This window comes from Agathobacter sp. (assembly GCF_977054825.1).
This window is the reverse complement of sequence record NZ_CDRTEH010000002.1, coordinates 343939-365219: the sequence shown is the minus strand read 5'-3', so window position 1 is coordinate 365219 and position 21281 is coordinate 343939. Positions and strand designations below refer to the sequence as shown.

25 protein-coding genes are annotated in these 21281 nt (G+C 42.6%); 23 read left to right on the top strand and 2 right to left on the bottom strand.

The genetic code is table 11. From position 1 onward, the window contains the following. Window positions 1–663, top strand: a complete 663-nt coding sequence (locus ACW6PM_RS03835) for an ATPase (RefSeq protein ID WP_456056270.1) — start codon at window positions 1–3, stop codon at window positions 661–663. On the opposite strand, the gene ACW6PM_RS03830 is transcribed toward ACW6PM_RS03835, so the two are convergent. After that, window positions 643–1446 carry a hypothetical protein gene (locus tag ACW6PM_RS03830; RefSeq protein ID WP_456056269.1) on the bottom strand — a complete coding sequence of 268 codons (804 nt, stop codon included), beginning with the start codon at window positions 1444–1446 and terminating at the stop codon, window positions 643–645. The genes ACW6PM_RS03835 and ACW6PM_RS03830 overlap by 21 nt on opposite strands. Before the next feature lie 141 nt (window positions 1447–1587). On the opposite strand from ACW6PM_RS03830, the gene ACW6PM_RS03825 reads away from it, so the two are divergent. The 20 genes from ACW6PM_RS03825 to rsfS all read left to right on the top strand — a co-directional run bounded on the left by ACW6PM_RS03825 (window position 1588) and on the right by rsfS (window position 19175). Then, complete coding sequence (locus tag ACW6PM_RS03825) at window positions 1588–2310, top strand: pseudouridine synthase (RefSeq protein ID WP_456056268.1); 723 nt, start codon at window positions 1588–1590, stop codon at window positions 2308–2310. Between the two features lie 21 nt (window positions 2311–2331). Then, window positions 2332–4317 carry a YgiQ family radical SAM protein gene (locus ACW6PM_RS03820; RefSeq protein WP_456056267.1) on the top strand — a complete coding sequence of 662 codons (1986 nt, stop codon included), beginning with the start codon at window positions 2332–2334 and terminating at the stop codon, window positions 4315–4317. A gap of 31 nt (window positions 4318–4348) precedes the next feature. Then, the gene (locus ACW6PM_RS03815) at window positions 4349–5323 is read left to right on the top strand and encodes a pseudouridine synthase (RefSeq protein ID WP_456056266.1); all 975 of its coding nucleotides are present in this window, start codon (window positions 4349–4351) and stop codon (window positions 5321–5323) included. 59 nt (window positions 5324–5382) lie between these two features. Further along, window positions 5383–5916 (top strand): Holliday junction resolvase RecU, encoded by a 534-nt coding sequence (locus ACW6PM_RS03810; protein ID WP_015516333.1) that lies wholly within the window; start codon window positions 5383–5385, stop codon window positions 5914–5916. A gap of 72 nt (window positions 5917–5988) precedes the next feature. Beyond that, window positions 5989–7179 (top strand): ATP phosphoribosyltransferase regulatory subunit, encoded by a 1191-nt coding sequence (hisZ, locus tag ACW6PM_RS03805; RefSeq protein ID WP_456056265.1) that lies wholly within the window; start codon window positions 5989–5991, stop codon window positions 7177–7179. A gap of 3 nt (window positions 7180–7182) precedes the next feature. Then, on the top strand, window positions 7183–7830 hold the full coding sequence (gene hisG, locus ACW6PM_RS03800) for an ATP phosphoribosyltransferase (RefSeq protein WP_012742528.1): 648 nt from the start codon (window positions 7183–7185) through the stop codon (window positions 7828–7830). A gap of 42 nt (window positions 7831–7872) precedes the next feature. After that, window positions 7873–9162: a histidinol dehydrogenase gene (hisD, locus tag ACW6PM_RS03795; RefSeq protein WP_456056264.1), complete on the top strand. Its 1290-nt coding sequence runs from the start codon at window positions 7873–7875 to the stop codon at window positions 9160–9162. Window positions 9163–9184: 22 nt separating this feature from the next. Further along, the gene (gene hisB, locus ACW6PM_RS03790) at window positions 9185–9775 is read left to right on the top strand and encodes an imidazoleglycerol-phosphate dehydratase HisB (protein WP_456056263.1); all 591 of its coding nucleotides are present in this window, start codon (window positions 9185–9187) and stop codon (window positions 9773–9775) included. A gap of 1 nt (window position 9776) precedes the next feature. Beyond that, the gene (gene hisIE, locus ACW6PM_RS03785) at window positions 9777–11060 is read left to right on the top strand and encodes a bifunctional phosphoribosyl-AMP cyclohydrolase/phosphoribosyl-ATP diphosphatase HisIE (RefSeq protein WP_308649867.1); all 1284 of its coding nucleotides are present in this window, start codon (window positions 9777–9779) and stop codon (window positions 11058–11060) included. A gap of 34 nt (window positions 11061–11094) precedes the next feature. Then, on the top strand, window positions 11095–12957 hold the full coding sequence (locus ACW6PM_RS03780) for a TIGR03960 family B12-binding radical SAM protein (RefSeq protein WP_456056262.1): 1863 nt from the start codon (window positions 11095–11097) through the stop codon (window positions 12955–12957). Further along, window positions 12947–13666, top strand: a complete 720-nt coding sequence (locus ACW6PM_RS03775; RefSeq protein WP_456056261.1) for a TIGR03936 family radical SAM-associated protein — start codon at window positions 12947–12949, stop codon at window positions 13664–13666. Before ACW6PM_RS03780 ends, ACW6PM_RS03775 begins: the two co-directional genes overlap by 11 nt. Next, the gene (locus ACW6PM_RS03770; protein WP_456056260.1) at window positions 13666–14874 is read left to right on the top strand and encodes a ribonuclease E/G; all 1209 of its coding nucleotides are present in this window, start codon (window positions 13666–13668) and stop codon (window positions 14872–14874) included. The genes ACW6PM_RS03775 and ACW6PM_RS03770 overlap by 1 nt, the downstream gene beginning before the upstream one ends. Before the next feature lie 103 nt (window positions 14875–14977). After that, window positions 14978–15286 carry a 50S ribosomal protein L21 gene (gene rplU / locus ACW6PM_RS03765; protein ID WP_012742535.1) on the top strand — a complete coding sequence of 103 codons (309 nt, stop codon included), beginning with the start codon at window positions 14978–14980 and terminating at the stop codon, window positions 15284–15286. Continuing rightward, a complete protein-coding gene (locus tag ACW6PM_RS03760) occupies window positions 15286–15615 on the top strand; it encodes a ribosomal-processing cysteine protease Prp (protein WP_055061619.1) in 330 nt (109 codons plus the stop codon). The genes rplU and ACW6PM_RS03760 overlap by 1 nt, the downstream gene beginning before the upstream one ends. A gap of 3 nt (window positions 15616–15618) precedes the next feature. Beyond that, window positions 15619–15906: a 50S ribosomal protein L27 gene (gene rpmA / locus ACW6PM_RS03755; protein WP_012742537.1), complete on the top strand. Its 288-nt coding sequence runs from the start codon at window positions 15619–15621 to the stop codon at window positions 15904–15906. Window positions 15907–16008: 102 nt separating this feature from the next. Next, window positions 16009–17292, top strand: a complete 1284-nt coding sequence (gene obgE / locus ACW6PM_RS03750; RefSeq protein ID WP_015569230.1) for a GTPase ObgE — start codon at window positions 16009–16011, stop codon at window positions 17290–17292. Window positions 17293–17307: 15 nt separating this feature from the next. Beyond that, complete coding sequence (gene yhbY, locus ACW6PM_RS03745; protein ID WP_012742539.1) at window positions 17308–17604, top strand: ribosome assembly RNA-binding protein YhbY; 297 nt, start codon at window positions 17308–17310, stop codon at window positions 17602–17604. Between the two features lie 3 nt (window positions 17605–17607). Next, on the top strand, window positions 17608–18234 hold the full coding sequence (gene nadD / locus ACW6PM_RS03740) for a nicotinate-nucleotide adenylyltransferase (protein WP_308668595.1): 627 nt from the start codon (window positions 17608–17610) through the stop codon (window positions 18232–18234). Window positions 18235–18240: 6 nt separating this feature from the next. Further along, window positions 18241–18822 carry a bis(5'-nucleosyl)-tetraphosphatase (symmetrical) YqeK gene (yqeK, locus tag ACW6PM_RS03735; RefSeq protein ID WP_308649861.1) on the top strand — a complete coding sequence of 194 codons (582 nt, stop codon included), beginning with the start codon at window positions 18241–18243 and terminating at the stop codon, window positions 18820–18822. Between the two features lie 5 nt (window positions 18823–18827). Continuing rightward, window positions 18828–19175: a ribosome silencing factor gene (gene rsfS, locus ACW6PM_RS03730; protein WP_012742542.1), complete on the top strand. Its 348-nt coding sequence runs from the start codon at window positions 18828–18830 to the stop codon at window positions 19173–19175. A 76-nt stretch (window positions 19176–19251) separates the two neighbouring features. Here the strand turns inward: rsfS and lexA are convergent, their stop codons facing one another. Continuing rightward, window positions 19252–19866, bottom strand: a complete 615-nt coding sequence (gene lexA, locus ACW6PM_RS03725; RefSeq protein WP_154268516.1) for a transcriptional repressor LexA — start codon at window positions 19864–19866, stop codon at window positions 19252–19254. Window positions 19867–20117: 251 nt separating this feature from the next. Here lexA and ACW6PM_RS03720 point away from each other — a divergent pair, with 251 nt between their 5' ends. Both ACW6PM_RS03720 and ACW6PM_RS03715 read left to right on the top strand, forming a co-directional pair. After that, window positions 20118–20441: a LysM peptidoglycan-binding domain-containing protein gene (locus tag ACW6PM_RS03720; RefSeq protein ID WP_308649860.1), complete on the top strand. Its 324-nt coding sequence runs from the start codon at window positions 20118–20120 to the stop codon at window positions 20439–20441. 108 nt (window positions 20442–20549) lie between these two features. Next, the gene (locus ACW6PM_RS03715) at window positions 20550–21266 is read left to right on the top strand and encodes a lysophospholipid acyltransferase family protein (RefSeq protein ID WP_448753967.1); all 717 of its coding nucleotides are present in this window, start codon (window positions 20550–20552) and stop codon (window positions 21264–21266) included. Window positions 21267–21281 lie beyond the last annotated feature (15 nt).

The following is a 21281-nucleotide window of genomic DNA, read 5'->3' as shown; positions in this document are numbered from 1 at the left end:
ATGAGCAGTAAAATGGAACAGATTATTGAAGAAATTGAAGACTATATTGATGGCTGCAAGCCGTCACCTATTTCAAGAAACAAGATCCTTGTCAATCGTGAACAGTTAGAGGAGCTGCTTTCTGAGCTTCGTACAAAGACCCCTGAGGAGGTCAAGAGATACCAGAAAATTATCAGCAATAAAGAGGCTATTCTTGCAGATGCACAGGCAAAGGCAGACCAGATAATTGCGCAGGCACAGATTCAGACAAATGAGCTTGTCAGCGAGCATCAGATTATGCAGCAGGCATATGCACAGGCAAATGAGGTAGTGCAGATTGCAACAAAGCAGGCACAGGAGATACTTGACAGTGCCACAAATGAAGCAAACAATCTCAGAATGAGCGCCATGGCATATACAGACAGCCAGCTCAAGAGTATTGAGGATATCTTAACAGGCTCTATTGAGACCTCAAAGGCCAGATATGACAGCCTTATCAATTCACTGCAGCAGTTTGAGGATGTTGTTGCAGCAAACAGAGCAGAGCTTTTCCCACCGGAGGAGGAAATCGATGAAGCTGCCGGAGCAGAGCTGTCTGACAGTGAGGCTGCTTCGGATACAGATGCATCTGATGACGATATAGAGATTACAAATATTTCAGATTCAGATGAGGATGCAAAATAGGATAATACATAACAGGCATGAGAGTATGCTCATGGCTGCCTTAAGCAGTATGTATCTGTAAAGCCTAAAGCCTGTATCCCGGAATATTGATTTGGTCTGGACAATGCATGATACACCGCCGAATGACAGAAGTGCAATGCACAGCACTATTGAAAGTGTGCGTGGGATGCATAGACCGCAGACTATACTGATACCGTTTGTGGCTTCAAAAAAGGCGCTTATTATGTCTGCAGACAGTGGTGTGCTACAGTCAGCCTTTTGGGCAATGGTCTGTGGGATACGTGAGACTATAGAGAACAATACAATATATCCACAGAGTTTTATAAGGGTTTCAAACCCTTTCATTATTCCGGCATCAACGATTTGCATGTTAAGCTTAAATCCTTGAGCCGGGATTTTTTGTGTTAAGCTGTTGTTTTTGTCAATCGAAAGCAAAGCTATCATTCCTACTGCGGATGGCAGATAAAGTGACACAAGATAAATGCTGTAGCAGCTGTGTATGTTAAGCTGCCCGGACAGTGCATAGGTGATGATAAAGGGCAGACTGAAATGGTTTGCCAGTGCACTCAGTATTTCCCTGTGATTTTTATCTATGTATCCTCTGGAGCAAAAATCTGCTGTGAGCTTTGCACCTATCGGGAATCCAAATATTATGCCTATCATGTATGTAATAAGCATGATATGCTTTTTTGGAATGCTCTGCAGCACATTTGTTGAGATAATCAGGTTAGATAAAATCGTAAATATAAAAAGAAGCGGAAATATCTGGTTGAACCATAGCATTATGCCTGATTTGGCGTATGCACTTACCTGTGCGGGAAACAATATGTAATAAATGCAAAATAGCAATATAAAAGCGATAAACAGTGATTTTTTTAGTTTGGTTTTACTCATGTGACAGTATATGTGAAGAGGAATATCAATATGATTCGATTAGATAAATTTTTATCAGAAATGGGGCTTGGAACACGCTCCGAGGTAAAGAAACTTATAAAGACCGGGCAGATAGCAATAAATGGCACGGTAGCCGTAAAGCCAGAGACAAAGATAGATACTGATGCCGACGAGGTGTCGGTTAACGGCAGAATAGTTAAGTATCAAAAGTATGAGTATTATCTGTTCAATAAGCCCTCAGGCTGTGTCTCTGCGACAAAGGACAATGTGCATAAGACGGTCATGGACTATATCACAGATGCTGTGCATGATGATCTGTTTCCTGTCGGAAGACTTGATATAGATACGGAGGGACTTTTACTTATCACAAATGATGGAGCGCTTTCGCATGAGCTCTTAAGCCCTTCAAAGCATGTGGCAAAAACTTACTTTGCACGTATTGATGGTGAAGTGACACAGGATGATATCATAAGCTTTAAGGAGGGCGTCGATATAGGCGAGGAAAAGCTTACAAAGCCTGCGGAGCTTGTCATTAAAAAAAGCGGCAGTGTATCTGAGATTGAGCTTACGATAACAGAGGGAAAATTCCATCAGGTCAAGCGGATGTTTGAGGCGCTTGGCAAGAGGGTAATCTATTTAAAGAGAATATCCATGGGACCGCTTAAGCTGCCTGATGACCTTAAGTCAGGTGATTACAGAGCTTTGACACAGGCTGAAACGGATGTACTTATGCAGATAAATTCCGGAAAATAAATTTTAATTATGAGGTATGATATGAATAATGGTTTTTTACCGATTTCAAAACAGGATATGGTAGATCAGGGCATTGAGCAGCTTGATTTTGTGTATGTATGCGGCGATGCATATGTGGATCATCCGTCCTTTGGACATGCAATAATTGCAAGACTGCTGCAGGCGCACGGCTATACGGTCGGCATCATTTCACAGCCCGACTGGAAGGATGATGAGTCTATATCCATACTTGGGGTGCCGCGCCTTGGCTTTTTAGTCTCAGCAGGCAATATGGACTCCATGGTAAACCATTATTCGGTTTCAAAGAAAAGAAGAGCTAAGGATTCCTTTACACCGGGCGGAGTGATGGGTAAGAGACCTGATTATGCGACTGTTGTGTACTGTAACCTGATACGCCATACTTATAAAAAAATCCCTATCATAATAGGTGGCATCGAAGCGAGCCTTAGGCGCATGGCACATTATGACTACTGGTCAAATAAAGTCAAGCGCTCAATTCTTCTGGATTCCGGTGCGGATCTCATCTCATATGGTATGGGCGAAAGAAGCATCATTGAGATTGCGGATGCGCTTGCCAGCGGCATGGATGTAAAGGATATTACATTTATAGATGGCACAGTGTTTAAGACTAAGGACAGGGATATCATATATGATGCTATTGAGCTTCCTGATTACGATGTCATAAAAGAGGACAAGAGAGAGTTTGCGAGAAGCTTTTACATACAGTATTGCAATACCGATCCTTTCTGTGCGAAGAGGCTTGTAGAGCCATATGACAACTCTACGCTTGTGGTGCAGAATCCACCGCAAAAGCCATTGTCGCAGGAGGAGATGGATGAGGTATATGCACTGCCGTATATGAGGACATATCATCCGAGCTACGAGGAGGCAGGCGGAGTGCCTGCGATAAGCGAGGTGAAGTTTTCTCTCATCAGCAACAGAGGCTGCTTTGGAGGCTGCAACTTTTGTGCACTGACCTTCCATCAGGGCAGGATAATCCAGACAAGAAGCCATGAGTCGATTATTGACGAGGCAAAACTTATCACGCAGGATAAGGATTTTAAGGGTTATATCCATGATGTTGGAGGACCTACAGCCAATTTCAGACAGCCGGCATGTAAAAAACAGCTTACAAGGGGAGCATGTCCTACAAAGCAGTGCCTGTTTCCTAAGCCGTGTGCCAACCTGATTGTTGACCACAGCGACTATATACAGCTGCTTAGAGAGCTTCGTGCATTGCCAAAGGTTAAAAAGGTGTTTATCCGCTCAGGTATCAGATTTGACTATCTGATGTATGACAAGGACAAGACCTTTTTGCGTGAGTTGTGCGAGTATCATGTCAGCGGACAGCTCAAGGTAGCTCCGGAGCACATCTCCAATGCTGTTTTGAGCAGGCTTGGAAAGCCGAGTGTAGAGGTTTACAACAGCTTTGTGAAGGCATACAAGGATATGAACAAAAAGATAGGCAAGGAGCAGTATCTCGTGCCGTATCTCATGTCATCACACCCGGGTTCAACGCTTAAGGAAGCCATAGAGCTTGCCGAGTATCTGCGCGATCTGGGATATATGCCGGAGCAGGTGCAGGATTTCTATCCGACACCGTCTACCATCTCTACATGCATGTACTACACAGGGCTTGACCCGGCAACACTTAAGCCGGTGTATGTTACAACTAATCCGCATGAGAAGGCTATGCAGAGAGCACTGATCCAGTACCGCAATCCAAAGAACTATGATCTCGTGCACGAGGCACTTGTTAAGGCCGGCAGAGAGGATTTAATCGGATTTGACAAAAAGTGCCTGATAAAGCCTAGGAAAATGCATACTGGTGGAGGCTGGGAGCAAAACCGTTCAAAGCCTTGTAAAAATTCAAAAAGCAGCTATGGCGGCGGTAAGAATGCAGGCATAAAGAAAACCACGAAAAATGTAACGGAGCGCGGAAGTAACACCGCAGGCGCAGCGCACAAAAAGAAAACAATCAGAAATGTCCACAAGAAGAAAAGATAGATATAAAAGATAGATATATAAGATAAAGGCTATGAAAGAATTTAAAGCAGGTAAAAACGAGGCAGGCCAGAGGCTTGACAAATACCTTAAAAAGATACTTCCAAACGCATCTATGGGATTTATTTACAAGATGCTCAGGAAGAAGAATATAAAACTGAATGATAAGAAAGCGTCAGGCACAGAAATTGTGTCAGTTGACGATAAAATCAAGATTTTTCTGTCAGATGATACATTTGCTAAGTTTTCCGTCAATGAGGACAGTCTGATGAAGGATTTTAAGGCACTTGGAGCGCTTAAACCTGACGGACTTAGCGTGGTGTATGAGGATGATGATATACTGGCGGCGAACAAGCCTGTCAATATGCTGTCACAGAAGTCCAAGGAGACTGATATTTCTGCGAACGAAAGGCTTATCGGATACCTGATAAAAGAGGGAAAGCTTGATTTTGATACCTATAAGAGCTTTAAGCCATCGGTGTGCAACCGTCTGGACAGAAATACCTCGGGGCTTATTCTGATGGGTAAATCGCTTCACGGGCTGCAGTATCTGTCACAGGTGCTTAAGGACAGAACCGCAGAGAAGTATTATATGGCACTTGTAGCAGGCAGGGTGGATGAGCCTATGACCATAGAGGGCTTTCTGACAAAGGATGAGGCTGTAAATAAGGTGCAGATAACCAAGGAGCCCATAAGTGCTGAATCACTGCAGGTAAAGACTGCCTACAGGCCTCTTAAGACAATTGAGATGAGTGCCGGGGGTCATAAAGCAACGCTTCTTGAGGTGCATCTGATTACGGGAAGAAGTCATCAGATCAGGGCACATCTTTCATCTATTGGTCATCCGATCATAGGTGATATGAAGTATGGTGATAAAAGGATCAATGCTTTTTACAAAGAAAACTATCATGTGACCAGCCAGCTTTTGCATGCGCACCATGTGATTTTGCCTGATGGCAGATATATAGAGGCAGCTTTGCCTGACATATGGAGCAGGGTGGGGATTTAATCCCGGCATTGTTTACGTTATGTCGCACAGCTTACAGTATTAAGGAAGATAGAAACGATATGGCAACCTGGAACTCAAGAGGCTTAAGAGGCTCGACCTTAGAGGATATGATAAACAAGACAAATGAAAAATACAGGGAGAACGGCCTGGCGCTCATACAAAAGATTCCAACTCCGATTACACCGATAAAGATGGAGCCGGAAACAAGGCACATTACACTGGCTTATTTCGAGCAGAAGAGTACGGTTGACTATATTGGAGCTGTACAGGGAATCCCGGTATGCTTTGATGCAAAGGAATGTAATACCGACACGTTTCCCCTTGCCAATATACATGAGCATCAGGTAGAGTTTATGAGATGCTTTGAAAAACAGGATGGTGTTGCTTTTATCCTCATTTCGTACACACACAGGAACGAATACTATTATCTCACATTTAAAAAGCTGACAGAATTCTGGGACAGAGCTGCAGAGGGCGGCAGAAAGAGCTTCCGCTACGAGGAGCTTGAGCCGGCATTTTTCCTCCCGGAGGTGCCGGGAATACTTGTGCCGTATCTGAACGCACTACAGCTTGATTTAAATTGCAGGGCTTGACAGTATCACTATCGTATGGTAGCATATTACCACGATAACACTTTACTACATGAAAGCGAGATTTTACACATTATGGAAAATCAATTATTACACACTCCTGACGGAGTAAGAGACATATATAACGGAGAATGCAAAAAAAAGCTGTATTTGCAGGATAAGCTGCACCGTACACTTTTAAAATACGGATATCATGATATCATGACACCTACCTTTGAGTTTTTTAATATTTTTGGAAACGATGTGGGAACAATTCCTTCAAAGGATTTATACAAGTTTTTTGACAAGGAGGGCAATACACTTGTCCTTCGTCCTGATTTTACTCCTTCTATTGCAAGAAGTGCGGCTAAGTACTATATAGAGGACGATATGCCGGTCAAGCTGTGTTATCTGGGCAATACCTTTATCAATTCATCGGATTATCAGGGCAGGCTCAAGGAGAGCACACAGTGCGGTGCAGAGCTGATTGGCGACGGCTCTATCTCTGCCGATGCCGAGATACTTTCGATGACAGTTGAGTCAATGCTTGAGAGCGGACTTAAGAATTTCCAGATTTCAGTCGGACATTCGCAGTTCTTTTATGGTCTCACAAAGGCAGCAGGTCTGTCTGAGGAGCAGGAGGAAAATCTAAGAGAGCTCATAGCAAATAAAAATTTCTTCGGTGTGGAGGAGTTTGTGGACAGTCTTTCCATGAACGACAAGCTACGGAAGCTGTTTGTGCTTTTGGACAATTTCGACTTACAGGATGAGCAGCTTATGGAGGCTTTAAAGCTTGCAGAGGGCTATGATGAGATATTATCATCCATTGATACACTGCTTAAGCTGCGAGAATATTTAAAGGCATACGGCATCGAGAAATATATTTCGTATGAGCTTGGACTTATCAGCGACTACACATATTACACAGGTATTATTTTCCAGGGCTACACATACGGTACAGGAGAGCCTATCGTTAAGGGTGGCCGTTATGACAAGTTGCTTTCACACTTTGGAAAGGACGCTGCGGCAATCGGCTTTGCAATTGTTGTGGATCAGCTCATGGCAGCCTTAAGCCGTCAGGATATTGATGTGCCGGTTATTGAGAATTCCTCACTTATAGTATTTGAGGAGGCTGCATATCATGCGGCAATCAAGCGCTCTGTGGAGCTTAGAAGAGACGGAATAAATACACAGATGGTGCTTAAGGACAAAAATAAAACGAAAGAGGACTATGCTTCATATGCGGTAGACAACCGTATAAACAGAGTAGAGTTTATAGAGGAATAAAAGATGAGTGATGACAGATATTTAACCTTTGCCCTGGGAAAGGGCAGACTTGCAAAGAAAACCCTGCAGCTTTTTGAACAGATAGGCATCACCTGTGAGGAGATGAAGGATCCGGATACCAGAAAGCTGATTTTCGTAAACGAGGAGCTTAAGCTTAGATTTTTCCTGGCAAAGGGACCTGATGTGCCTACATACGTTGAGTATGGTGCTGCCGATATCGGTGTGGTAGGAAAGGATACCATCCTCGAGGAGGGCAGAAATATTTACGAGGTGCTTGATTTAGGCTTTGGAAAATGCCGTATGTGCATATGCGGACCGGAGAGCGCAAGGGAGCTTTTACAGCATCATGAGCAGATAAGGGTTGCCACCAAGTATCCTCATATCGCAAAGGATTATTTCTACAATAAAAAGCATCAGACGGTAGAGATTATAAAGCTGAACGGCTCAATAGAGCTTGCTCCGATTGTTGGACTTTCAGAGGTGATTTGTGATATAGTAGAGACCGGAACTACGCTTAAGGAGAACGGACTTACCGTGCTTGAGGAGGTCTGTCCGCTGTCTGCGAGGGTTGTGGTAAACCAGGTCAGCATGAAGATGGACAATGAGCGTATTACAAAGCTCATAAGCGATTTGAAGACTGTTATCAAATAGCGTATAATTTATATGAATACATGATTTTAGACGGAGGCTGTAATGAGAACTTTAAAACTTACAAAGGATTCACAGAAGAACATATTGGAGAGCCTGCTTAAGAGAAGCCCTAACAACTATACAGAGTATGAGAGCACGGTAAATGAGATTATAAACAACGTAAAGGAAAACCGTGACAAGGCTGTTTTTGAATACACAAAGAAATTTGACAAGGCAGATGTAAATGCATCAAATATACGTGTCACAGAGGAAGAAATAAAGGAAGCCTATGAGCTTGTTGATGAGAAGCTTCTTGCCGTTATAAAAAAGGCTCTTGTAAATATCAGAAAATATCATGAGAAGCAGCTGCAGAATTCATGGTTTACAACAGAGGACGGCATCATTTTAGGACAGAAGGTAACACCTATAGCAAAGGCTGGAGTGTATGTGCCGGGCGGCAAGGCTGTCTATCCTTCATCAGTGCTGATGAACGTGCTTCCTGCAAAGGTAGCAGGTGTTGAGAAGATTGTTATGTGTACACCATGCGGAGCTGACGGCAAGGTATATCCTTCCACTCTTGTAGCCGCAAACGAGGCCGGAGTAGATGAAATCTACAAGGTGGGCGGTGCACAGGCTATCGCTGCAATGGCATTTGGTACAGAGAGTGTGCCAAAGGTAGACAAGATTGTAGGACCGGGAAATATTTTCGTTGCTCTTGCAAAAAAGGCTGTGTTTGGATATGTCAGCATTGATTCAATCGCTGGTCCAAGCGAGATTCTGGTGCTTGCGGATGAGACTGCAAACCCACGCTACGTGGCAGCGGATTTACTTTCACAGGCTGAGCATGATGAGATGGCATCAGCTATCTTAATCACAACAAGTGAAAAGCTTGCAAAGAAAGTATCTGAGGAAGTTGATAAGTTTGTTGAGGTCCTCTCAAGAAAAGAAATCATCGAGAAATCGCTTGAAAACTACGGATATATACTTGTTGCAGAGGATATGGATGAGGCAATTGATGCAGTAAACGATATCGCATCAGAGCATATGGAGATTGTCACAAGAGATCCTTTCTCAGTCATGACAAGAATCAAAAATGCGGGAGCAATCTTTATCGGAGAGTACTCATCAGAGCCTTTAGGAGACTACTTTGCAGGACCAAACCATGTTCTGCCTACAAACGGAACAGCAAAATTCTTCTCAGCCTTGTCTGTAGATGACTTTATCAAAAAGTCAAGCATCATCTCATATTCAAGAGAGGCGCTTGAGAGGATACATACTGATATTGAGCAGTTTGCAGAGTGCGAGAAGCTTACAGCACATGCAAATTCAATCAAGGTAAGATTTGAGGATTAGTCTTAGAATAAAGGAGTAAGAAATGGCAGATCGATGCGCTAAGCTTAGCAGAAAAACAAAAGAGACTGATATTTCGGTCGGTTTAAATATAGACGGAACCGGAAAATCAAATATAGACACAGGCATAGGCTTCTTTAACCATATGCTGGAGGGCTTTTCAAAGCATGGTTTTTTTGACCTCGATATGACATGCGACGGTGACTTAAATGTGGACTGTCATCATACTATAGAGGACTGCGGCATAGTGCTTGGCAATGCCATAGCACAGGCTGTTGGAGACAAAAGGGGCATAAAGAGATTTGGAAGCTTTATTTTACCGATGGATGAGGTGCTGGTGCTTTGCGCCATTGACTTATCAGGCAGACCGTATCTGCAGTTTGACGGTGAGTTTACCTGCGAGAGAGTCGGAGATATGGATACAGAGATGGTAAAGGAGTTTTTCTACGCCGTTTCTTACTCTGCTGCGATGAACCTGCATATAAAGGTTTTGACACCGGGAAATAATCATCATATGATAGAAGCTATGTTTAAGGCATTTGCCAAGGCGCTTGACGATGCCTGCACCTATGATAGCAGAATAAAGGACGTGATGTCCACGAAAGGAAGTTTGTAATTTGACTGGTTTTAAGAACATCGTTGCTACACTGTATTTAAAGAACGGCCAGGCCGTGAAATCAGCATCTGATATGACAGTGATGGGTGACGTCTACAATCTGTGTCAGCTTTACAATGACAGTGGCATAGACAAGATTATTATTTTTGATCTTTCAACTGATGATGATGAGCATGAGAAAAACATACATACGATAGAAAATATCAACAGAAATATCGACATAAAGGTGTGCGCCGGAGGCAATATCAACCGTATAGAGGACGTGAAAAAGCTGCTGTATGCAGGCTGTCTGCAGGTAATCTTTAATGCCACAAAGGATTCTAGCCTGGAGCTTGCAAATGTGGCAAGCGAGAAGTTTGGCAAGGATAAAATCCTTTTGTCAATCAGCAATGTAGACTATATTTTCAAGCATCAGGAGGAGATAGAGGATACCTTTCATGAGCTTTTGGTCTTGAATATAGATATAATAGATGCCCTTGAAAATCTCACATCCACACCGTATGTGGTCTATATGCCGCAGTTTGACATGGATAAAATAATTGATGTCATGAAGCGTGAAACACTAAGAGGCATTGCAGGAGAGTTTATCAATGACCCTCAAAATGATATCATGGCGTTAAAGACAAAGCTTTCTGACGGAGGAATACTTGTTGACAATTTTACTCCAGACTTAAAGTGGTCTGATTTAAAGCTCAATTCTGACGGCATGGTGCCTGTCATAGTGCAGGATTACCGCAATGAGCAGGTGCTCATGCTTGCCTATATGAATGAGGAGGCCTTCAATGTCACGATAAACAGCGGGCGCATGACCTACTGGAGCAGAAGTCGTAATGAGCTTTGGACCAAGGGACTTACATCGGGACATTTACAGTACGTAAAGTCTTTGACAGCGGACTGTGATTATGATACTATCCTTGCGAAGGTTTCGCAGGTGGGAGCTGCATGTCATACAGGTAACAGAACCTGCTTTTTCAATAATATCGTGAAAAAGGAGTATGTGGAGAAGAATCCGCTTACAGTGCTTGAATCAGTCTATGCGGTGATAGTTGACCGTATGAAGAATCCAAAGGAGGACTCATACACCAATGCCGTCATGGAAAAGGGCATAGATGAGATATTAAAAAAGCTCGGACACGAGTGCACAGAGATTATTCTGGCAGCCAAAAATCCGGACAGTGATGATTTGAAGTTTGAGATATCGGACTTTATGTACCATTGCATGATTCTTATGGCTCAGAAAAATATTACATGGGCAGAAATCGCAGGGGAGCTGGCACAGCGATAGCCTTAAAACACAATAATTATTTAGAGGAAATTATATGAGAAAACTAGCTTTAAGTGATGAGATACTTATGAAGGTAGACAAACCGGCTAGATATATCGGGAATGAGTTCAACTCAGTAATGAAAGACACATCGCAGGTAAATATACGTTTTGCGATGTGTTTTCCTGATGTTTATGAGATTGGTATGTCACATCTGGGAATCCAGATATTATATGATATGTTCAACCGCATGGATGACGTGTGGTGCGAGAGAGTTTATTCTCCGTGGCCTGATCTGCATGAAATCATGAAGCAGGAGAATATACCGCTTTTCGGACTTGAGTCACAGGAGCCTATAAAGGATTTTGACTTTGTAGCCATGACGCTGCAGTACGAGATGTGCTACACAAATATATTACAGATACTTGACCTCGCACAGATACCGCTTCGTTCAAGGGACAGAGCGGAAGGCTGCCCTATTGTGATTGCAGGAGGTCCTTGTACCTACAATCCGGAGCCGATTGCAGATTTCTTTGATATATTTTATATCGGAGAGGGCGAGACACAGTACGGCAATCTCTTTGAGCTTTATAAGAAGGCAAAGGCTGATGGTCTTTCAAGGGAAGAGTTTTTACATGAGGCTGCAAAGATTGAGGGTCTTTATGTACCTGCTTTGTATGATGTAGAGTACAATGCGGATGGAACAATCCGCTGTATGAAGCCTAAGTATGATGATATTCCTGTAAAGATTAAAAAACAGGTGCAGGTAGATTTGACTAACTCAACTTACCCGGAAGCACCGGTTGTGCCTTTTATCAAGGCTACGCAGGACAGAATGGTGCTTGAAATACAGCGTGGATGTATAAGAGGCTGTCGTTTCTGTCAGGCCGGTATGATTTATCGTCCAAACCGTGAGAAAAAGGTTGAGCACCTAAAGGAGGTTGCAGCAGCACTCATCAAAAATACGGGACACGAGGAGATTTCTTTAAGCTCCTTAAGCTCATCCGACTACAAGGAGCTTGACGAGCTCATCACATTTTTGCTTGATATCTGCAAGGAAAAGAAGATAAATATTTCCCTGCCTTCACTCAGAATTGATGCGTTTTCGCTCGACATCATGCAGAAGGTTCAGGATGTCAAAAAGAGCAGTCTGACATTTGCACCTGAGGCCGGCACACAGCGCCTTAGAAACGTCATAAATAAGGGACTGACAATTGATGATATCATGAATGGTTCAAAACAGGCCTTTGAGGGCGGCTGGAACAAGGTGAAGTTTTATTTCATGCTCGGTCTGCCTACTGAGACAGAGGAAGATATGAGGGGCATTCCTGAGCTTGCAAACGATGTAGCGGCATTGTACTATGATACCGTTCCAAAGGAAAAGAGAGCCGGAAAATGTCAGATAACTATAAGCACATCATTTTTCGTGCCAAAGCCGTTTACACCATTTCAGTGGGCGAGGATGTATGAGCCTTCTGAGTATCTCGGTAGGGCAAAGATAGTTAACGACCATGTAAAGGAGCAGCTCAACAGAAAGAGCATCAGATACAACTGGCATGAGGCATACGTCACTGTGATTGAGGGTATACTGGCAAGAGGCGACAGAAGGCTTTGTGATGCTATAGTAAGGGTATACGAAAAGGGCGGATATTATGATGCCTGGACAGAGTATTTTGACTATGACAGATGGATTGATTCGATAAAAGAATGCGGACTTGATCCGGATTTCTACACTATGAGAGAGAGGCCTATTGACGAGGTATTCCCATGGGATTTTATCGATATAGGTGTGACAAAGCAGTTTATGATAAGAGAGTGGGAGACAGCCCACAAGGAGACAGTCACTCCTAACTGCCGCATGAGGTGCTCTGCCTGCGGTGCAAAGAGCTATGGAGGAGGTGTCTGCTATGAAAATTAGAGTGAAGTTCAGAAAATGGGGCTGCATGAAGTTTATAGGACATCTCGATATGATGAGATACTTCCAGAAGGCGGTCAGAAGAGCAGATATTGATATCCGCTATTCAGAGGGGTATTCTGCTCACCAGATTATGTCGTTTGCGGCACCTCTTGGAGTGGGCATCACAAGCGATGGTGAGTACTTTGACATAGATGTAAATACGACAGAGTCTACAGAAAAAAGCATAGCGGCGTTAAATGCCCAGATGGTGGACGGAGTCGAGGTGACAGGCTATGTGCTTTTACCGGATGATGCAAAGAAAGCAATGTCGCTTGTTGCGGCTGCAGACTATGTACTTAGCTTCAAGGAGGGCTACGAGAGCCCGTATACCATAGATGAGTGGAAGGAAGCGATAGATAAGCACTTTTTTGATGAGCCATCCTTTGTTGTGATGAAAAAGACTAAAAAGAGTGAGAGAGAGGTGGATATAAAGCCTCTTGTATATAAGCTTACAGTCATGGAAAAAGACAAAAAGCCTGAGTTTTTCATGCAGGTATCAACAGGAAGCATTGACAATATAAAGCCAGAGTTTGTGCTCGAAGCCATATACGAAAAGTGTGGACTTGATTATGATCCGCTTGCCATACAAATCCACAGGCAGGAAGTGTATGCAAGAAAAGACGATGGAACACTCGTTTGTCTGCTTGACATGGGAGAAGAAATCTCATAATGAACAGAATTATTCTTACTAAGACAGTAAAAAATAATAAGACCTACACAGTGTATGCAATGATGGATGAAAAAGGAAATTATAAGGATTTCCAGCTTCTTCCCGAGAAGGATACGATAATAAACAATATATATGCGGCAAGGGTAAATAAGATACTGCCGGGCATAAATGCGGCATTTGTGACCATTGCGCAGAATAAGAGCTGTTATCTGTCACTAAATGATGCAAAAAATCCTGTATACACAAACAAAAAATCAAAAAAATCAGGCTTGTGTGAGGGCGATGAGATACTTGTGCAGGTCATAAAGGATGCGCTAAAGACAAAGGACCCGGTGGTCACTACAAAGCTTTCGATATTCGGAAGCAATGTGATTCTCACCAATTTTGATACACAGATAGGTGTTTCATCAAAGCTGGATAAGGAAAGGGCAGCTCTTTTACGAGCAGCTGTGCTTTCAAAGTGTGCAGACCATGAAAATGAGGGCTATGGCATCATAGTCAGAACCAATGCCAAAAATGTGGATGATAAGGCGGTTTCGCTTGATGCGTATTCTGTAGCACAAAAATACAATCAGATAATAAAAAAGGCACCTCATCAGGCGCTTTATTCATGCGTATATCAGGGAATGAGCGACTATCTGCTTTTGATGAAGACGATTGATTTTGCCACGGTGGAGTGGATAAAGACGGACTGTGATGATATATATGACAGTCTCCTTGCAGAGTACGGCATATATGACCATGCTCCTGAAAAGATAATGCGATATGACGATTCTGCTATCAGCCTGTCAACGCTCTATGGCATCAGAGGCCTGATTGATAATCTGACCTCGCGCAGGGTATGGCTTGACTGTGGTGGCAACATCATAATAGAACAGCTTGAGACACTTACCTTTATAGATGTAAACAGCGCAAAGAATATATCGTCAGGGAGCAACAGCATATTAAAGACCAATATGGAGGCTGCAAAGGAGATAGCAAGGCAGCTTAGGCTCAGAAATATCTCCGGCATGATAATTATTGATTTCATCAATATGAAGTCTGAGGCGTCAAGGGATACGCTTATTGAAGCGCTCAAACAGTATATAAAGGACGATAATACAGTCTGTACCTTTGTGGATATCACAAAGCTTGGACTGGTGGAGCTGACCAGAAAGAAAGTCCACAAATCTCTTAAACAAATTTTAGAAAAAACACTTGACGAATAGATGGCTCTATGCTAATATACTGGAGTATGCCGCACAGTGAGGTATAAGTTTGCGACTTTCGCAGCACCGTAACTGGCGAGTAATGATAAATAGGAGGTGCCATATGTACGCAATTATAGCAACAGGTGGTAAGCAGTACAAAGTATCTGAAGGCGATATCATTACCATTGAAAAGCTTGGCGTTGAAGCTGGTGAGAAGGTTACTTTTGATCAGGTTTTAGTTGTAGGCGGAGATGATCTCAAGGTTGGAGATCCAACAGTTGCAGGTGCAACAGTTGAGGCTTCTGTAGTTAAAGAAGGCAGAGCTAAAAAGGTTATCGTTTACAAGTACAAGAGAAAAACCGGATATCACAAAAAGAACGGTCACAGACAGGCTTTCACACAGGTTAAGATTGAAAAAATTAACGGATAATGATAGCTATAACCGTTTATCAGAATTCAAAAGGACATAAGATGGGCTTTAAGTCAAAGGGACATGCAGGTTTTGCGGATTCCGGATATGATATAATCTGTGCCGGGGTTTCAGCGCTGGTGATTAATTTCATCAATTCCGCTGAGGAGCTGTGTCATGCTAAGTACAGTCTTGATACAGATGAAGAGACAGGCATGATTGACTACAGACTTGATAAGCCGGCGACAGGTGATGTTGCACTGCTTATGGATTCCATGATTCTGGGACTAAAAGGAATACAAAGAGACTATGGGAATGAGTACATCATTCTAGACTTCAAGGAGGTGTAAGACATGTTGAATATGAACCTTCAGTTTTTTGCTCATAAAAAGGGAGTTGGTTCTACAAAGAACGGACGTGACTCTGAGTCTAAGAGATTAGGCGCTAAGAGAGCAGACGGACAATTCGTAAAAGCTGGTAATATTCTTTACAGACAGCGTGGTACAAAGATTCACCCTGGTACAAACGTTGGTATCGGTGGAGATGATACATTATATGCTAAGGTTGATGGCGTATTAAGATTTGAGAGAGTTGGAAGAGATAAGAAACAGGCTTCCGTATATCCAGTAGTGAACGAATAAGATTTAAACCCCGACTTTTATTAGCCGGGGTTTTTATGTTGTAAATTTGTTATAAAGTATACTGAGTGTTTCGTGCAGACATTCAGCATGAGGTGGAAAATTATGTTTGCAGATCGTGCAAAAATTATCATAAAATCAGGAAAAGGCGGAGATGGTCATGTATCGTTCCGTCGTGAAAAATACGTGCCGAACGGTGGCCCGGACGGCGGAGACGGAGGAAAGGGCGGAGACGTTATATTCCTCGTGGATAAGGGAATCAACACCCTGACAGATTATCGTCACAGAAGAAAGTTTGCAGCCGAGCCGGGACAGGAGGGTGGCAAAAAGAACTGTCACGGAAAGAACGGAGAGGACCTTATACTTAAGGTGCCGGAGGGTACACTCATAAAGGACGCAGCAAGCGGAAAGGTCATAGCTGATATGTCCGGTGACAATACAAGGCAGGTGATTCTGCGCGGAGGAAAAGGCGGTCAGGGCAACCAGCACTATGCCACATCGACCATGCAGGCGCCTAAATATGCTCAGCCGGGACAGGATGCAATAGAAATCGAGGTACAGCTTGAGCTTAAGGTAATAGCGGATGTAGGGCTTGTTGGCTTTCCAAACGTGGGAAAATCAACACTTCTGTCACGAGTTACCAATGCACAGCCAAAGATTGCCAACTATCATTTCACCACATTACAGCCAAATCTTGGTGTGGTTGATATGGATGAGGGCTTTGGTTTCGTAATCGCTGATATCCCGGGACTTATCGAGGGTGCATCAGAGGGCATAGGACTTGGTCATGAGTTTTTGCGTCATATAGAGCGTACCAAGGTCATGATACACATGGTTGATGCGGCAGGGACTGAAGGACGTGACCCGGTTGCTGACATCAAGGCGATAAACAAGGAGCTTGAAGCATACAATCCACAGCTTCTCAAAAAGCCACAGGTCATTGCAGCCAACAAAATAGATGCCATAGCAGGAGACGAGAATGAGGTGATTTCAGCCTTAAGAGCCGAATTTGAGCCACAGGGCATAAAGGTATTTCCGATATCCGCAGTAAGCGGTAAGGGTCTTAAGGAGCTTTTGTACGAGGTGAAGAACCTGCTTGCAAATTGCCCTAAAGAGGTTACTGTATATGAGCCGGAGATTGATCCTGCACTTTCATTCTTTAAGGATGAGCCGTATGCGGTTGAGGTGGCAGCCGATGGTGCATATGAGATATCAGGTCCAAAGATTGAGAAAATGCTTGGATACACAAATATGGACTCGGAGAAGGGCTTTGCCTTCTTCCAGAGATTTTTGCGTGAGCAGGGTATCATCAAGGAGCTTGAAAATATGGGCATCGAGGATGGAGATACTGTCCGCATGTATGATTTCGAGTTTGATTATTACAAGTAAGGAGAAAGAGTATATATGAATTTATCAAGTAAACAGCGTGCATATTTAAGCAGCCTTGCAAGCACAATTAACCCTATTTTCAATATCGGAAAAGCATCGCTTACTCCGGAAATCATCGAGGCTCTTGATGCAGCACTTGAAAAGAGGGAACTGATCAAGGTCGCAGTTCTTAAAAACTGTATAGATGATCCAAGAGAGATTGCAAGTGTAATCGGTGAGAGAACACACTCGGCAGTGGTTAAGGTAATAGGCAAAAAAATGATTTTTTACCGTCCGGCAAAGAAAAATCCAAAGATTAAGCTTCCGGAATAAGCCATGAAAACAGGGATTTTTGGTGGGGCATTCGACCCGATACACAAAGGTCATATATACATGGCACAAAAGGCAATGGAGGAGTATTCTCTTGACAGGCTTTTTCTTGTCCCGTCAGGTCACTCGCCTAACAAGACCGAGAATGCAATGACTGCCTTTAGCCACCGATACAATATGTGTAAGCTGGCAGCAAGAGCAGTGCCAGGTATTGAGGTGTCTGATATTGAGATAAAGGATGAGTCCACCAGCTATACGTATGTGACACTCCAAAAGCTAAAGGCACTTTATCCGCAGGATGAACTGTATTTTATCATGGGTGGAGATTCGTTAGACTATTTTGAAACATGGATGAGACCTGATGTCATAGCCAAAACAGCAATTATTCTTGTTATGGTGAGAGAAAATTTTCCAAAGCTGCAGATGGAGGAAAAGATTGCTCATATCAAAAATCTGTTTCCTGCTGATATAAGACTTTTGAGCTGTGACGGGATGGATGTGTCTTCTACGCAGGTAAGGGGGCTTTTAAAAGCAGAGTCAAAGGCTCTAGAGCACAGGAGCCTTGAAAGCACAGAAAAGCTTCTGGATGCTGCAGTTATGTCATATATACAGGCTAATAATTTATACAGGTGATAGAGTATGGAAGTAAAAGAAATAAAGAAAAAGCTAAAGAAAAGCCTTGATAAACAAAGGTATCAGCACACACTCGGAGTGATGTATACAGCCGGCTGTCTTGCCATGGCAAACGGTTATTCAATAGAAAAGGCAATGCTTGCAGGTCTGCTTCATGACTGTGCCAAGTGTCTTTCAACCGACAAGAAAATCGGACTCTGTGTAAAGAAAAATATAGACATAACAGAGGTAGAGATGTCAAACCCGGGGCTGTTACACGCAAAGGCAGGCATGGTGCTTGCGGAGGAAGAGTATGGCATTAAGGATGCGCAGATACTGCATGCCATAAGAGTGCATACTACAGGAGAGGCAGACATGGGGCTGCTTGATAAAATACTCTTTGTGGCGGATTATATTGAGCCAAACAGATGTGAAGCACCGAGGCTTGAAGAGATAAGAAAGCTTGCTTTTAGTGATCTCGACAGGACTGTTGCAGAGATACTGTATGATACAATCAATTTCCTTAATACGAAGAGTGGGGCAATAGATCCGACTACCCAGATTACTTACAATTATTATGCTAAATATAGAGACAACAGGGAGGAATAACTGCTATGCAGACAATTGATTTAGTTAAAAAGATAGTGGAAGCACTTGAAGACAAAAAGGCAGAGGATATCACAGTTCTCGACATAGGAGAGGTTTCTTCTATAGCAGACTACTTTATCATTGCAAACGGAAACAATGCAAATCAGCTCACAGCCATGGAGGATGCCGTGGATGAGGCTATGTATACAAACGGAGTGCATCAAAAGCAGGTAGAGGGAACAGGCAACTCTACATGGATTCTCATGGACTATCAGGATATTATCGTGCATCTGTTCTCTAAAGAAGACAGACAGTTCTATGATCTCGACAGAATATGGAGAGATGGAAAAGTGGTGGATGTACATTCACTGTAGCATTTATTTAAAATATCGCACCTATATGCTGTGCTTTTTAGCTAAGCATATGTGTGCGATATTTTTGTGATATTTATTAGAAGAAACGGAATACTCCAAACACCTTGCCGAGTATTTCACAGTCTGGAACAATGATTGGATCCATTGTGTCGTTCTCAGGCTGGAGGCGAATGTGACCGTCCTCTTTATAGAAGGTCTTTACGGTAGCGGAATCATCTATAAGTGCTACGACCATGTCTCCGTTTGAAGCATTGCTTTGCTGCTCAACGAGGATATTATCACCGTCGAAGATACCGGCATTAATCATGCTCTCGCCCTTAACCTTCAGCATGAAGGACTGCTTATTTGGCATATACTCTGCAGGTACAGGAAAGTAAGTTTCGATATTTTCCACTGCGAGTATCGGCTCGCCTGCGGCTACACGGCCGACCAGTGGTACGTTAACCATCTCGCGGCGCTGTAAACCAAAGCTGTCATCTATAATCTCTATAGCCCTGTTTTTGGCAGGATCCCTTCTTATGTAGCCCTTTCGCTCAAGTGTCTCAAGATGAGCATGGACGCTTGATGTGGACTTTAAATGTACACCCTCGCAGATATCGCGCACTGATGGCGGATAGCCTCTGTTTAAAATCTCACTCTTGATAAATTCAAGTATCTCTTTCTGCTTGTCTGAAATCTTTTCTAATGCCATAGGTAAATCCTCCGTCTGAATATTTAAATAATATAACGATATGAGGGTTAAAAGATATTTTGCTCCTCATTTATGATTATAAAATAAATTAAAAATTGTATCTTAAAAAAAGTATATCATAAAACAAAAATAAAAGCAAACATATATTCCGAAATTTTGTTCGTTTTTCTCTTGACAAACGATTGTTCGGGATGTATTATGTAATCACGATAATAACAAACACATGTTCGGAAAATACAAGAGGTGGTTTTATGAGAGGAAATACTTTATTAGGAAAAAGAAAAATGTTTGGATGGACTGTTATTGCATTTATAGCAGCTGTCATTATATTATGTGGCACTATTCATATATTTGCCAGTTCTACTGACAGCAGGCCATATAACAAGTATTATACCAGCGTCAGGGTTGAGGATGGTGACACTGTCTGGAGCATTGCTGACAGATATATTACCGACAGCCAGGTAAGCAAAAGGGATTATGTAGATGAGGTCTGCAGGCTCAATAGCCTTACCGATGGCAATGTGCGTAGTGGCGATTATATAGTTGTTGCATATTATTCTCAGGACATAAAGTGATGCAATCTTGCTAAAATTTCCTGTTTCTTATATAATATAGGTCAGATGCAGCGAATCAGACTATATCGTTATTGTATTCGCTTTCGTTGAACAGGAGATTAGATATTTATGTTAAAGCTATTTTTTGTTATATTTGCAAATTTTCACAGAGCGCCGTATATTGTTCCTAAAATGAGATACATGGCTGATCATCCGCAGAAATATACAGAAACTGAGCGATATGATATGATGCGTCACTGTATTGATTTGATGAACAAATCAGGAAAGATTACAACAGAGGCATATGGTCTTGAGAATCTTCCTGAAACAGGTGGCTATATCATGTATCCCAACCATCAGGGAAAGTATGATTTACTTGGAATTATTACTACACATGACAGAGTACTTTCGTTTGTAATGGATAAGCAGAAGTCTCATACAATGCTTGTCAGGGAATTTGTGGATCTGGTTCAGGCAAAGCGTTTAGAGAAAGACAATCCAAGGCAGGGGCTTACTATAATCAATGAGGTAGCTAAGGATGTGAAAAACGGCAAGAGATATGTTCTATTTCCGGAGGGTGGCTATAAGTTCAATAATAAGAATAAAGTGCAGGATTTTAAAGCAGGGAGCTTTAAGATTGCATTGAAATCTCATGTACCTATTATTCCAATAGCTCTCATAGATTCATATAAGGTGTTCAACAGTTTTCATTTTGGTCCTGTTACAACTCAGGTTCACTATTTAAAGCCTATTGAGTATGAAGAGTACAAGGGTATGAAGACGAAGGATATAGCAGCACTGGTTAAGGAACGTATAGAGGAGAAAATCAAAGAAGTGCTTGGCTAGAGCTGACTTTGATTA